The organism is Gaiella sp. (assembly GCF_057140465.1).
On sequence record NZ_DBNHWK010000016.1, the window covers coordinates 33,033 to 46,003 of the forward strand.

The 12,971-nt window shown below is 74.2% G+C and carries 13 protein-coding genes; 7 read left to right on the top strand and 6 right to left on the bottom strand.

Annotation, left to right across the window (positions count from 1 at the left end):
• Positions 1-44 precede the first annotated feature (44 nt).
• A complete protein-coding gene (locus AC162C_RS02185; RefSeq protein ID WP_484096112.1) occupies positions 45-1,175 on the top strand; it encodes a C45 family autoproteolytic acyltransferase/hydrolase in 1,131 nt (376 codons plus the stop codon).
• A gap of 75 nt (positions 1,176-1,250) precedes the next feature.
• Here AC162C_RS02185 and AC162C_RS02190 read toward each other — a convergent pair whose 3' ends face one another.
• Positions 1,251-1,910 carry a cation efflux transmembrane domain-containing protein gene (locus tag AC162C_RS02190; protein WP_462974615.1) on the bottom strand — a complete coding sequence of 220 codons (660 nt, stop codon included), beginning with the start codon at positions 1,908-1,910 and terminating at the stop codon, positions 1,251-1,253.
• A gap of 83 nt (positions 1,911-1,993) precedes the next feature.
• Here AC162C_RS02190 and AC162C_RS02195 point away from each other — a divergent pair, with 83 nt between their 5' ends.
• The 3 genes from AC162C_RS02195 to AC162C_RS02205 all read left to right on the top strand — a co-directional run bounded on the left by AC162C_RS02195 (position 1,994) and on the right by AC162C_RS02205 (position 6,223).
• A complete protein-coding gene (locus AC162C_RS02195; protein WP_484096113.1) occupies positions 1,994-3,568 on the top strand; it encodes a M2 family metallopeptidase in 1,575 nt (524 codons plus the stop codon).
• A 73-nt stretch (positions 3,569-3,641) separates the two neighbouring features.
• A complete protein-coding gene (locus AC162C_RS02200; protein WP_484096114.1) occupies positions 3,642-5,738 on the top strand; it encodes an MMPL family transporter in 2,097 nt (698 codons plus the stop codon).
• Positions 5,739-5,752: 14 nt separating this feature from the next.
• Complete coding sequence (locus AC162C_RS02205) at positions 5,753-6,223, top strand: VOC family protein (protein WP_462973733.1); 471 nt, start codon at positions 5,753-5,755, stop codon at positions 6,221-6,223.
• A gap of 60 nt (positions 6,224-6,283) precedes the next feature.
• On the opposite strand, the gene AC162C_RS02210 is transcribed toward AC162C_RS02205, so the two are convergent.
• Entirely contained in the window at positions 6,284-6,925 is a 642-nt protein-coding gene (locus AC162C_RS02210) for an MBL fold metallo-hydrolase (RefSeq protein WP_484096115.1), read from the bottom strand.
• 268 nt (positions 6,926-7,193) lie between these two features.
• Here AC162C_RS02210 and AC162C_RS02215 point away from each other — a divergent pair, with 268 nt between their 5' ends.
• Complete coding sequence (locus tag AC162C_RS02215) at positions 7,194-7,721, top strand: CGNR zinc finger domain-containing protein (protein WP_484096116.1); 528 nt, start codon at positions 7,194-7,196, stop codon at positions 7,719-7,721.
• A gap of 49 nt (positions 7,722-7,770) precedes the next feature.
• A complete protein-coding gene (locus tag AC162C_RS02220; RefSeq protein WP_462973729.1) occupies positions 7,771-7,977 on the top strand; it encodes a tautomerase family protein in 207 nt (68 codons plus the stop codon).
• Positions 7,978-8,025: 48 nt separating this feature from the next.
• Here the strand turns inward: AC162C_RS02220 and AC162C_RS02225 are convergent, their stop codons facing one another.
• Positions 8,026-8,988: an ATP-grasp domain-containing protein gene (locus tag AC162C_RS02225; protein ID WP_484096117.1), complete on the bottom strand. Its 963-nt coding sequence runs from the start codon at positions 8,986-8,988 to the stop codon at positions 8,026-8,028.
• A gap of 132 nt (positions 8,989-9,120) precedes the next feature.
• Entirely contained in the window at positions 9,121-10,491 is a 1,371-nt protein-coding gene (locus AC162C_RS02230; protein WP_484096118.1) for a nicotinate phosphoribosyltransferase, read from the bottom strand.
• Between the two features lie 181 nt (positions 10,492-10,672).
• Here AC162C_RS02230 and AC162C_RS02235 point away from each other — a divergent pair, with 181 nt between their 5' ends.
• Positions 10,673-11,314 carry a phosphoribosyltransferase gene (locus tag AC162C_RS02235; protein WP_484096119.1) on the top strand — a complete coding sequence of 214 codons (642 nt, stop codon included), beginning with the start codon at positions 10,673-10,675 and terminating at the stop codon, positions 11,312-11,314.
• Positions 11,315-11,471: 157 nt separating this feature from the next.
• On the opposite strand, the gene AC162C_RS02240 is transcribed toward AC162C_RS02235, so the two are convergent.
• Both AC162C_RS02240 and AC162C_RS02245 read right to left on the bottom strand, forming a co-directional pair.
• Positions 11,472-12,467, bottom strand: a complete 996-nt coding sequence (locus AC162C_RS02240; RefSeq protein ID WP_484096120.1) for a ribose-phosphate diphosphokinase — start codon at positions 12,465-12,467, stop codon at positions 11,472-11,474.
• A gap of 55 nt (positions 12,468-12,522) precedes the next feature.
• A partial coding sequence (locus tag AC162C_RS02245) for a dienelactone hydrolase family protein (RefSeq protein ID WP_484096121.1) occupies positions 12,523-12,971 on the bottom strand: 449 nt, incomplete at its 5' end.

Consider the following 12,971-nt stretch of genomic DNA (forward strand, 5'->3'; position numbering starts at 1 on the left):
CACGCACCGCGAGGCCGCGCCCTCGGTCGCGCCGACATCCGGCGATGACGGCGCTCCCTCCGTCCCTGCCTCTCGGCGCGTTGTCGCACGCCGTCCACCGCGACTGCGTCCCGATCACCCGTCTCGCCGGCTTCGAGCCCCGCCGTCGCCGCCGGGGGCGCCGCGTCGTCCGCAAGAATGCAGCGGTGCGGGCGGAGATCACCTTCGAGGCGTTCGAGCAGATCGAGCCCGGGCCGCGCCTCGCGGAGCACTTCGACCGGCACTGGCCCCGGTACCACGACTGGTTCCTGAGCGAGGGCGAGGCGGCGAGGACGTCGTACGCCGAGGCGGCGGGCGCCCTGCGCGAGCACATGCCCGAGCTCGTCCCCGTGTACGAGGCGGTGTGCGAGCTCGTCGGGGGCGGCGACCTCGAGTCGCGGTTCCTCGCGATGTGGACACCGCCCTCGTACCTCTCGGGCTGCTCGCAGGCAGTCCTGCGGCGCGGGGACCCCGTGCTCGCCCGGAACTACGACTACGCCCCCGAACGGCTCGAGGGGGCGATCGTGCACTCGCGCTGGGGCGCCCACAGCGTGATCGGGACGAGCGACTGCGTCTGGGGCCTCCTCGACGGGATCAACGAGGCCGGGCTGGCGGTCTCCCTCGCGTTCGGCGGCCGGAAGGTGGTCGGCACCGGTTTCGGCGTCCCGCTCGTCGTCCGCTACCTGCTCGAGACCTGCGAGACCACCGACGCGGCACGGAACGTGCTTCGCCGGCTCCCGTTCCACCTGGCCCACACGCTGACGATCGTCGACCGGAGCGGCGACGTCTGCACCGCGTACCTGTCACCGGATCGCGGTGCCGTGCTCTCGCCCGCCGTCGTCGCGACGAACCACCAGCATCGGGTCGAGTGGGCGGAGCACGCCCGGGCCACGCGCACGATCGAGCGGGAGCGACGCCTCGCCGACCTGCTCGCACACGGGTCGACGAGCGTCGAGCAGTTCGTGTCGGCCTTCCTCGAGGCTCCGCTCTACTCGCGCGGCTACGAGCGCGGCATCGGGACGCTGTACACGGCGGCCTTCCACGTCCGCGAAGGCCGCGCCGAGTACCGCTGGCCGGACCTCGCCTGGCGGCAGTCGTTCGGCGCGTTCGACGAGGGGACGCGCACGATCCGCTACGGGGAAGCGAGCGCGGCCTAGGGGCACGTGCGCGTGGCCGGTCGACCCCGACCGGGTGTCGCCGCCGGGATCCGCACCGGGCCGCCCGGGGCGACGCTAGGGATGACCGTGGCCGCCGGCGCAGCAGCCCTCGCCGCGCCAGCTGAGCCTGCCCTCGCGCACGGCGATCGCCGCGATCACGAGCGCTGCGAGCGGGTCGGCCCACCACCAGCCGAAGAGGGCGTTCGCGCCGAGGCCGACGAGCAGCGCGACCGAGAGGTAGGCGCAGAGCATCGTCTGCCGGCTCTCCTGGACGGTCGCGGCGGAGTGCAGCCGACGTCCGGCACGGCCCTTCGCCGCCGCGAGGATCGGCATCGTCGGCGCGGTGAAGGCGGCGAGCCCGATCCCGACCCAGCTCACCTCCGGCTCCACACCCATGACGAGCGTGCGGAGCGCCTCGACCGCCACGTACGCGGCGAGCAGGTAGAAGCTGACGGCGATCAGCTCCTGCGCCCTGCGCTCCGACCGCACCGAGTGGAGGCGGGTGCCGGAGAAGCGCCAGAGGATGACGACGCCGGCGATCACCTCGACGCCCGAGTCGAGGCCGAACCCGATCAGCGCGATCGAGCCGGCGGCGATCCCCGCGGCGATCGCGATCGCGAACTCCGCGACGTGCCACAGGTTCCCCGTCCAGGCGAGGACCCGGACGCGCCGCTCGAGGCGCGCGCGCTCCTCCGCCTGCGGGAACGAGGAGGGAGCGACGTCGAACGCGGTCACGCTCTCATGATGCCCGGCGCCCCCGGATGCGCGGTGACCCCTGGCACGTGCTCCCCTCCCGGTCCCTCGTCTAGGCTCCGGGCGTGACGCGCGACGTCGTGGCCGAGCTCGAGGAGCGACTGCGTCCGCGGTCGCTGGCCGCCAACCTCGCCGGCTGGGAGGCGAGCATCGAGGCGACCGAGGCGACGGAGGCGCGACGCGTCGAGACCACGCTGGCGCTCACCGACGCGCTCGCCGACGCAGAGGCGTTCGCCGCCGTCGCAGCAGCCCGCGCGAACGGGCGCGACCCGCTGGCCCGGCGCCGGTTCGACCTCCTCCACGGGGCGCTCCTGCCGCACCAGGTCCCCGCCTCGCTGCGCCGACGCATCGTCGAGCTCGAGGCATCGGTCGAGACGCGCTTCGTCGAGCACCGTGGGGTCGTCGGGGGCGTGGCCGTGTCCGACAACGAGATCAAGCGGATCCTGCTCCGGAGCGACGATCCCGCCGAGCGACGCGAGGCCTGGGAGGCCTCGAAGACGGTGGGCGCCGCGGTGGCCGACGACGTCCGGGAGTTGGCGCGGCTCCGGAACGACGTGGCGCGGTTGCTCGGGCGACGCGACTGGTTCGCGCTCTCCGTCGAGGCGTCGGAGATGGACGAGGGTCGCCTCCTCGCGACGCTCGCCGAGGTCGACCGGATCACCGCCGAGCCGTTCGCGCGCTGGAAGGCGGCGCTCGACCGCTCGCTCGCCGAGCGCTTCGGCTGCGCCGAGTCCGAGCTCCGCCCCTGGCACTACGGCGACCCCTTCTTCCAGCGTGTCCCGCCCGACGGTGGGGTCGACCTCGACCACGTCTTCGAGGGCCGCGACGTCGTCGCGCTCGCGCAGCGGACGTACGACGGCCTCGGGCTCGAGACCCGGCCGGTGCTCGAGCGCAGCGACCTCTATCCGCGCGAGCGCAAGAGCCAGCACGCGTTCTGCCTCGACGTCGACCGCGAGGGGGACGTGCGCGTCCTGTCCAACGTCGTGCCCAACGCGGCCTGGATGGCGACGATGCTCCACGAGCTCGGCCACGCGGTGTTCTCGTCGGGCCACGACGCGGCGCTGCCGTGGCTGCTCCGCGACGCGCACCTCACGGCGACGGAGGGGATGGCGATCCTCGGAGGGCGGATGTACGCGGATCCGGAGTGGCTCGAGCGGGTCGCCGGCCTGAGCGCGGCCGACGCGCAGGGCCTTGCTCCTGGCCTGCGGGCGACCCGTGCCGCCGCGGCGGTCGTCTTCGCACGGTGGGTGCTCGTGATGACGACGTTCGAGCGCCACCTGTACGCCGACCCCGACCAGGACCTCGACGGCGTCTGGTGGGAGCTCGTCCGACGCCACCAGCGCGTGACGCCGCCGGACGGACGCCGGGCCCCGGACTGGGCGGCGAAGGTCCACGTCGCCTGCGCCCCCGTCTACTACCACACCTACCTCTACGGCGACCTGATCGCGACGCAGCTCACGGCGACGCTCCGCCGCGAGGTGGGCGGGCTCGTCGACCGGCCCGAGGCCGGTGCGCTGCTGGCGGCCCGGCTCTTCGCCCCCGGCGAGTCTGTGCGGTGGGACGCGCTCGTCGCCCGGGTCACCGGGGAGCCGCTCGGGACGCGCGCGTACGCGGAGGAGATCGCGAGCGCCCTCACCTGAGCCGCGGGGCGGCCCTCACTGGTATTGTCAATCTAATGTCCATGTTTTGCCGTACCGTGGACGGGGCGCCCGCGTGAGCCGCTTCGCACGTGTCGTCGCGGGTCGCCGCTCGAAGTGGCTCGTGCTGATCGCCTGGATCCTCCTCCTCGGCGTCCTCGGGCCGTTCGCGAGCAAGTTCGAGAGCGCGCAGGAGAACGACCCCGCGAGCTTCCTGCCGGGAGACGCCGAGTCGGTGCGCGTGCTCGAGGCCGACGCGGGCTTCGCCGACGGCGATCCGACCGTGGCGACGGTCGTCTTCCGGAACGACGGCGGGCTGACGGCCGAGGACCGGGCCGCCGTCGAGCGCATCCGCGTCGAGATCGCCGCCGCCGGTGCCGCCGGCGTCGGCGATCCTGCTCCGGCGGTCCCGTCGGAGGACGGCAAGGCCCTGCTCGTGAACGTCCCGATCGACGCGAACGACGACATCGACATTCTCGTGGACGGCGTCGAGGAGATCCGCGGCGTGATCGACGGCGCCCTGCCTGCGGGCCTCGAGGGGGAGGTCACCGGGCCGGCCGGCTTCTCGGCCGACGCGGCGAAGGTGTTCGAAGGCGTCAACTCGACGCTCCTCCTCGCCGCCGCGGCCCTCGTCTTCGTGCTGCTCGTGATCATCTACCGCAGCCCGATCTTCTGGATCCTGCCCCTGCTCGCGGTGCTCTTCGCCGAGAGCGTCGTGCGCGGGCTCGGGTACCTGCTCGCCTCGGCCGGGGTCGTGATCAACGGCCAGGTCGGAGGGATCCTCCTCGTGCTCGTGTTCGGCGCCGGGACCGACTACGCCCTGCTGCTCACCGCCCGCTACCGCGAGGAGCTGCGCCTCGTCGAGGACAAGCACGAGGCGATGCGGATCGCCGTCCGGCAGGCCGCACCCGCGATCCTCGCCTCGGCGGGCACCGTCGTCGCGGCGCTCCTCTGCCTGACCGTCGCCGAGCTGAACACGACGGCCGGCCTCGGGCCCGTCGGCGCGATGGGCATCGCCGTCGCCGCGGCCGCGATGCTGACGGTGCTCCCGGCGCTGCTCCTGATCGGCGGCCGCCGCGCGTTCTGGCCTTTCGTGCCGCGGTACGGATCGGAGGACCGGGCGTCACGCGGCGCCTGGCGCCGTCTCGGCGAGTGGATCGAGCCGCGCCGCCGCCGCGTCTGGGTGGGCACGGCGATCGCGCTCGCCGTCGTCTCCGTCGGCACGCTCACCCTGGACGACGAGCTCACGAGCTCGAACGGCTTCCGGGGCTCGGTCGAGGCGGTCCAGGGGCAGGAGATCCTCCAGCAGTCGTTCCCCGCGGGCGCGAGCGCCCCGACGACCGTGCTCGTCCTCCCGGGCGGCGACGTCGACGCCGCGCTCCTGGCGGCCGGCGAGTCGCCGGCGGTCGCGGCGGTCGGGGAGCCGGAGACCGGCGAGCCCGGGACGCGGTTCGCGGTCACGCTCATTGCCGACCCGTTCTCGAAGGAGGGCTTCGACGCGATCCCGGGGCTCCGCGACGACCTGCGCGCGGCCGCGGGCGACCGGGTGCTCGTCGGCGGGCCGACCGCCGAGGAGACCGACGTCCGCGCCGCGAACGAGCGCGACACGCGCATCATCGTGCCGCTCGTCCTCCTCGTCGTGTCGGTGATCCTCGTCGTCCTGCTGCGTGCGGTGGTGGCGCCCGTCGTCCTCATGCTCGCCGTCGTGCTCTCGTTCTTCGCGGCGATGGGGGTGAGCCTCGTCGGCTTCGAGCTGTTCACCGACTTCCCGGGAGAGGACCCGAGCTACGCCCTGTACGCGTTCATCTTCCTCGTCGCCCTCGGCGTCGACTACAGCATCTTCCTGATGGCGCGCGTCCGCGAAGAGGCGCAGACGCAGCCGACGCGCGACGCCATGCTCAAGGGCCTCGCCGTCACGGGCGGCGTGATCACCTCCGCGGGAGTGGTGCTCGCGGGGACGTTCTCGGTGCTCGCCGTGCTGCCCCTCGTCGCCCTCACACAGCTCGGCATCACGGTCGCCGTGGGCGTGCTCATCGACACGCTCGTCGTCCGGTCGATCCTCGTCCCGGCGCTCACCTTCGATCTCGGCGAGCGGACGTGGTGGCCGTCACGGCTCTGGCGCGACCGCGCCGGCGCCGATGCCCGAGGCGAGTTGCAGGCCGACGCCCGCTGACGGAGGATCGTCACGTGACCGGCCGTGCGGTGACGCTGAACCACGTGAGCGTGATCGCGCACGATCTCGAGGAGTCGGTCCGCTTCTACGTGGACCTGCTCGGGCTCGAGCCCGTGCCGACGCCGAACTTCGGCTTCCCCGTGCAGTGGCTGCGCGCGGGCGAGCGGCAGGTGCACCTGTTCGAGCGTCCGGGCGACGCCCCCTCGCACGCCCACTTCGCGTTCGAGATCGACGACTTCATGGCGGTCTACCGCCGCGCGACGGAGCTCGGCGTGCTCGACCACGAGACGTTCGGCAACGCGATGTACGAGCTGCCCGACGGGGGCATCCAGCTCTACCTCCGTGATCCGGCCGGGAACCTCGTCGAGCTCGACCACCGGGACGCCTCGACGATCCCGCGGGACGAGGTCCCGGAGTACGCACGCCTCGCGGACCGGCTGCCGCAGCACGGTGACGCCGCCCGCGCCACGCTCTTCGAGGACTGACCGGCGCCCGTCGCACGAGGCCGGCCGCACCGCCCGGCCCGGGCGGGCATCCGGCACGGGTCAGGGCCGCCGGGCCTCGGTGAGGGCGGCGGTGAGCACGGCGTGCGCGTCGGCCGTCACGGGAGGGCCGTGGAGCGGCACGAGGAGCTCGACCGGCAGCGCGAGCAGCGGTGCGAGGGACCGCGCGACCCCGGCGCGCGTCACGCCGTCCGGCAGCCAGCTCGGGGGGCACACCCGGTAGGGCTTGCGGACGCCGCCGAGGAGGACGTCGCCGCTGATCAGCGCACCCGTCGGCGGGTGCCAGAGGACGAGCTCGTCGTCCCGGCCCGAGGGGTGGGCGACGAGCGCGCCGGGGAGCGCGTCCCCGGGGCCGTACGGGACGTCGACGGAGACGCGGAGCCGTGTGACGCTCCCGGCGGGCGCCCACAGCCGCCCGCCGTAGCGTGCGGCGAGGTCCGGCGCGCTCCGGCGGTGGTAGTGGAGCGTGACCACGACGTCGACCGCCGTCGCGCCCGCGGCCGCGGCGTCGAGCGACCGCCGGAAGGCTGCCGCCGGCTTCCGGTCGGCGGGGACGAGCGGGTCGACGAGCACGATCCGGTCGTCGTGCTCGATCAGCACCGAGGCGACGTCGTGGCCCCAGGCCGGGTAGAACGTCACCCAGCGGTGGAGGCCCGGGGCGAGCTGGTCGCTCTCGGGGAGCACGTCAGCAGGCCCCGGCGGAGGTCGGCGTCGCGACGCGCGGGAGCGTTGGCGGCGCCAAGTGGCTGCGGCGCCACACGGCGGGGCGGGCGGAGCGACGCCGCGGGTCGTTCGCGCGGGCGTACGACGCGGCGAGCTCGCGAGTGTGATCCCGGACGAGCTCGGTGGCGATCAGTGGGTGGAGTTGCATCGCGTCCTCCTTTGTAACCACTTCAGAGGTTACACCAGTTACTGTAACTTGTCAACCCAAAACATCGGTTACACTACGACCATGACCGAGACGAGCCTCGAGCGCATCCGTGCCTTCGTCAACACGCTCGACGTCGAGCACGGGAGCGACGAGCTCGCGACCCCGGAGTCACTCGCAGACTGGTTCGCGAAGCACGTGGGCCCCGTCGGCGCGGCGACCTCTGCCGACGTCGGGCGTGCCGCCACGATGCGCGAGGCGCTCCGCGCCCACCTGCTCGCCAACAACGGCGCCGAGCTCCCGCCGTCGGCGGCCGCCGCACTCGACCGGCAGGCGCGGCGCTCCCGCGTCCACCTCGGGTTCGGGCCCGGCGGGGCCGAGCTCCACCCGTCCGCCGAGGGGGTCGACGCCGCGCTCGGGCGGATTCTCGCCGATGCCTCCTCGGCGATGGCGGACGGCTCCTGGGGCCGCCTCAAGGCCTGCCGGGCCGACGACTGCCGCTGGGCGTTCGTCGACCGGTCGCGCAACGGCTCCCGCCAGTGGTGCGCGATGGGCGTCTGCGGCAACCGGGCGAAGGTCAGGCGCTACCGCGCTCGCCGCGGCACGGGCTGAGGCCGCGCGATACGGTCGGCCCGACCGCCTGCGAGGAAAGGAGCGAGCCGTGCCGCTGATCCGTGTCGAGCTCTTCGACTTCCGCGTCGATCCGGAGACGAGCGAGAAGCTGATCGCCGGCCTCACCGACGCCCTCTGCGCCGCGACGCACGAGGGACTCCGGGACCACACCTGGGTGATCGTCGAGGGGCACGATCCACGCAACTGGGGACTCGGCGGGAAGCCCTGGCCCGTCGATCAGATGCCGCCGGCCTGAGCCGTCACGAGCGGCGCCGCGCGACGCTCTGACCTGCGCCGTCCGGGCTCACCGCGGCGGCTGGTGCGCAGCCGCGGGCTCGTAGAGGCGGAGTGCGACCGCCGCGTCGCGGAACACGTCGCGGTCGGCAGGCGTGTACTCGGCGTCGAAGTCGGCGGCGCCGTTCAGCTCGAGCACTACGTGCCCTCTGCCCGCGACCGGCATCAGGTCGACGGCGACGAGGTCGCACCCGAGGGCGGCGGCCGCGGAGAGGGCGAGCGCGGTCGTCTCGGTGTCCGGCGAGGCGAGCTCCGCCGTGCCTCCGAGGGCGACGTTCGTCCGCCATTCACCGGGGGCGGCGACGCGGTGCATCGCGCCGATCACGCGGCCCGCGGCCACGAGCACGCGGAGGTCGCGCGGCTGCGGCGGCAGGAGCTCCTGGACGAGCGCGCCGTGGCGTACGAACCACCCGCGCCGTGCGAACCGCCGCAGGCACGTGCGGGCCGCCCGCTCGGTGGTGCAGCGCGCGACGTCGACGCCCCAGCTGCCGAAGCGAGGCTTGACGACGAGCGGGGGCCGGACCGGCAGGGGATCGTCCGGGTGGCGCACGACGCCCGTGCGAGGGTGCGGGATCCCGGCCGCGACGAGCCGTCGGGCGGTGAGGAGCTTGTCGTGGGCGGTGAGGAGCGCGAAGGCGCCGTTCAGGACGCGAACGCCGCGGCGCTCGAGGAGCAGCAGCCCGAGGAGGCCGGGCTCGGTCCCGTCGACGGTGGGCAGCACGTCGATGCGCCCGAGCGCGACGTCGTCCGGCCCGAGCGACTCCAGCTCGGCGGCGGTCGGCGCGAGCACGACGGGGAGCCCGAGGCGGCCCCAGTGCTCGAGCAGGTAGCCGTTCGTCTTGTTGCGGCGGCCGCCCACGATCGCGATCTGGCCCACCGGCGGCACCCCCGGGCCCGCCCGTGCGGCGGGGCCCGGGTGGAGCCCCGCTGCCGCCGGTGCCGGGAGCCGCCGCGGAGCAGACGTCGTGGTCATCGACCCCATCGTCCCGCCGGGTGAGCCGGCCGGCATCGGTGGATGACCGCCGATCACGTCGGGTGATGTGCGGATCGCACCGGCTCGGGCCCGTTGGCCGAAGCCGGTCGGGGAGGGCGGCCCGAGATCGCCTCAGATCGCCCGGGCGGGGGCGTTGAGCGTCGTCGCCGTCGCGATCGCCTGGTCCCGGAGCTCGGCGACGCCCGTGCTGAGCGAGGGCGCGATGCCCGCGGCGTCGAGAGCCCGCAGCTCCGGCGGCAGCGCCGACCGGCTGCGGATCGCCCGCTCCCGGCCGTCGGCCAGCGTCGCCCGCGTCACGGTCGCGCCGTCCCGCATGACGGTGTGGAGGAGCGGCTCGGCTCCCGGCACGGGCGGCTCGTCCTCGAGCGCGAGGACGTCGCGCACCGAGACGCCCTCGTGGCTGCGCCTCCAGACCTGCTTCGTGCCGGGGAGCGTGAGCTTCCCCGTCGAGAGCTTGAGCGTCGGGCGGCCGTCGAACGCGCTCAGCTTGTACGCCATGTCGAGGTACGGTGCGTCGGCGGCCACCCCGAGGCGCGACCCGACGCCGAACGCGTCGATCGGGGCACCGCGCTCCACGAGGCGGACGATCTCGTGCTCGTCCAGGCCGCCGCTCGCGAAGATCTGCACCGCGCCGAGCCCGGCCTCGTCGAGGAGCGCGCGAGACCGCAGGCTGAGCTCGAGCAGGTCGCCCGAGTCGAGCCGGATCGCGGCGAGCCGTCCGCCGCGCTCCTCGAGGCGCCGGGCGACGAGCGCGGCACGCCTCGTCCCCTCGAGCGTGTCGTAGGTGTCGACGAGGAGCGTGCCGCCGTCCGGGTAGCTCCGGACGTAGGCCTCGAACGCGTCGATCTCGGTGTCGAAGCACTCGACGTAGGAGTGCGCCATCGTCCCCGCGATCGGGATCCCGTAGCGCCGGCCGGCGAGCACGTTGCTCGTCGCGGCGAAGCCGGCGAGCCAGCTCGCGCGTGCGACGAGGAGGCCTGCCTCGAGGCCGTGCGTCCGGCGGAGGCTGAAGTCGACCAGCGTGCGGCCGTCTGCGGCCTCGACGCACCGTGCGGTCTTGCTCGCGATGATCGTCTGGAAGTGGAGGTGGTTGAGGACGGCGGTCTCCGCGAGCTGGGCCTCGATCACCGGCCCGGTCACCTCGACGAGCGGCTCGTCCGGGAAGACGATCGTCCCCTCCGGGACGGCGCGGACGTCCCCCGTGAAGCGGAGCGCCGCCAGGTGCTCGAGCAACGGGGCCGTGAACCGTCCGGTCGACTCGAGGTACGCGATGTCGTCGGGCCCGAACCGCAGCCCCTCCAGGAAGTCGAGCGCTCCCTCGAGGCCGGCGGCGACGAGGTATCCCCACCCGGGCGGGAGCCGACGGCAGGTGAGCTGGAACGTCGCCGTGCGGTCGGCCAGGCCCTCCGCGAGGTAGCACTCCGCCATCGTCAACTCGTAGAGGTCGACGAGCAACGGGCTCGACGTCGAGGTCGTGGTCATCGCATCACCGGTGCCCCTCAACCGTCGCCGTCCCCGTCTGCGGTGTCATCGTCGTGAACACGGATTCGCGCCCGGAGAACTACGTCTCCCGGCCGGTCGCGACGCCCGCTCAGTAGTTCGGTTCGCCACGATCCGTGTTCCGCCGGATGCCGTCCGCCCGGCCGCCCGTCAGCATCGCCTCATGGGCGCGCTCTTCGCCGATCGCGCGGCGGCCGGGAGACGGCTGGGCGAGGCGCTCGCAGAGCGAGACCTCGGCGACGCTGTGGTCGTGGGGCTTGCCCGGGGCGGCGTGCCCGTCGCCGCCGAGGTCGCGCGGCGGCTGTCGCTGCCGCTCGACGCGCTCGCCGTCCGCAAGGTCGGTCATCCGTGGCAGCCCGAGTACGGCATCGGCGCCGTCACGCCGGGGGCGGACGGCGTCTACATCCGCGCGCACGACGGGCTCGACGAGGAGACGCTGCGCCGCATCGTGCACGAGGCGCGCGCGAAGGCGGAGGCGCTCGACGCGCGCCTCCACGAGCGGCACGACCGTCTCGGGCTGGAGGGCAGGGCCGCGGTCCTCGTCGACGACGGCCTCGCCACCGGGGCGACGATGGTCGCGGCCGTCCGGTGGGCACGGCAGCAGGGAGCGGCGCGCGTCGTCGTGGCCGTGCCGGTCGGCGCCGCCTCGAGCGTCCGCTTCCTCGAGGCGGAGGCCGACGAGGTCGTCTGCCCGCACGCGATCGACGGCTTCGGGGCCGTCGGCTTCTGGTACGACGTCTTCTCCCAGGTCGACGACGCCGAGGTGATCCGCCTGCTCGACGAGCCGCACCTCCAAGAGGCCTGACCGGAGGAGGGGAGCAGGCCACCGTGCCCGGCGACCAGGGGCTCTCGTCGCGGAACGCCCCGCAGCCTGCCCATCGGGCCGCCCGCAGTCGTTGCCGGACGTGAGCGGGGAGAGACGGGGGCGGTCGGCACGCCTCTTGCGTCGTCGATCCGGGGCCCTAGAAGAGCTCGTTCTCGCCGGCGAAGATCGCCGACACGGAGGCGTTCTCGAACACCGCCCGGATCGTGTCGCCGAGCAGCCCGGCGACCCCGACGACGGCGAGCCGCTCCGGCGCCGGGAGCCCGTCGAGCGCGACCGTGTCGGTGACGACGACCTCCGCGAGGTCCGACCGGTCGAGGACGCCGACGGCCTCGGGCGTCAGCAGCGCGTGCGTCGCGAAGGCCCGCACGTCCCGGGCGCCGGCGGCGAGCGTCGCGGACGCCGCCGCCACGAGTGTCCCGCCCGAGACGATCATGTCGTCGCCGATCACGACGCGCTTGCCGCGCACGTCGCCGATCACCTCGGCGGCGAGGGCGCGCTCGTGCTCCGGCCTGACCTTCGTCACGATCGCGAAGTCGGCGTCGATCATGCGGGCGAAGCGCCGGGCGGCCTTGACGCGGCCGAGGTCGGGAGACACGACCACGACCTCCTCGCCACGGAGCCCCTGGCGCTCGAAGTACTGCGCGAACAGCGGCAGCGCCGTGACGTGGTCGACGGGGATCCCGAAGAAGCCGACGATCTGCCCGGCGTGCAGGTCCATCGTGAGCACGCGGTCGGCGCCGGCGGCCTGGAGCACGTCGGCGAGCAGGCGCCCGCTGATCGGCTCGCGCGGTGCGGACTTCTTGTCCTGTCGGGCGTACGGGAACAGCGGCATCACCGCCGTCACCCGGTGCGCCGAGGCGAGCCGGGCGGCGTTGACCATCACGAGCAGCTCGAGGACGTGGTCGTTGACCGGGGGCGAGCCGGACTGGACGAGGAAGACGTCGGTGCCGCGGACGGACTCGTCGTAGCGGCAGTACCGCTCGCCGTTCCCGAACGTCTCGAGGGTGACGTCGCCGAGGCCGATGCCGAGATGCCGCGCGATCGCGGTCGCGAGCGCCGGGTTCGAGCGGCCCGCGAACAGCATCAGGCTCGTCTCGGTTTGCCGTGTGAGCCGACGCCGCCGTGTGCTCATCGCGCTCGACCCCGTCCGCGGGTGCACCGGCTCCCCTCGTGCCCGGGCACGACCCTCATCCCCTCGCGGCCGGCTCGACCGCGACCACCTCTGCGGCCGCCCCCGGCGGCTGCGGCAGGCGCCCCCCGAGGCAGCGCGTGATCCAGTCGCCGGCGAGCTCGGCGACGCGCTCGAGCGCGCCTGGCTCCTCGAAGAGGTGTGTCGCGCCGCGCACGACGACGAGCCGCCGCGGGCAGGACAGCCGCTCGAACGCCCGCCGGTTCAGCTCGAGCACGGTCACGTCGTCGCCGCCGACGACGAGCAGCGTCGGTGCGCGCACCTCGGGGAGCACGGCGTCGGCGAGGTCCGGGCGGCCTCCGCGGGACACGACCGCCCGCAGGCCCGCACCGAGCTCCGCGGCCGCCGTCAGCGCGGCCGCCGCACCGGTGCTCGCCCCGAAGTAGCTCGGCCCGAGCCCCTCGACCTCGGGCCGGCCGAGCAGCCAGCGGGTCGTCCCGGCTAGCC

Coding starts and splice junctions, on each gene's coding strand:
- AC162C_RS02185 (WP_484096112.1), top strand. CDS start 45: ATGACGGCGCTCCCTCCGTCCCTGCCTCTCGGCGCGTTGTCGCACGCC.
- AC162C_RS02235 (WP_484096119.1), top strand. CDS start 10,673: ATGGGCGCGCTCTTCGCCGATCGCGCGGCGGCCGGGAGACGGCTGGGC.
- AC162C_RS02215 (WP_484096116.1), top strand. CDS start 7,194: ATGACCGAGACGAGCCTCGAGCGCATCCGTGCCTTCGTCAACACGCTC.
- AC162C_RS02230 (WP_484096118.1), bottom strand. CDS start 10,491: ATGACCACGACCTCGACGTCGAGCCCGTTGCTCGTCGACCTCTACGAG.
- AC162C_RS02225 (WP_484096117.1), bottom strand. CDS start 8,988: ATGACCACGACGTCTGCTCCGCGGCGGCTCCCGGCACCGGCGGCAGCG.
- AC162C_RS02240 (WP_484096120.1), bottom strand. CDS start 12,467: ATGAGCACACGGCGGCGTCGGCTCACACGGCAAACCGAGACGAGCCTG.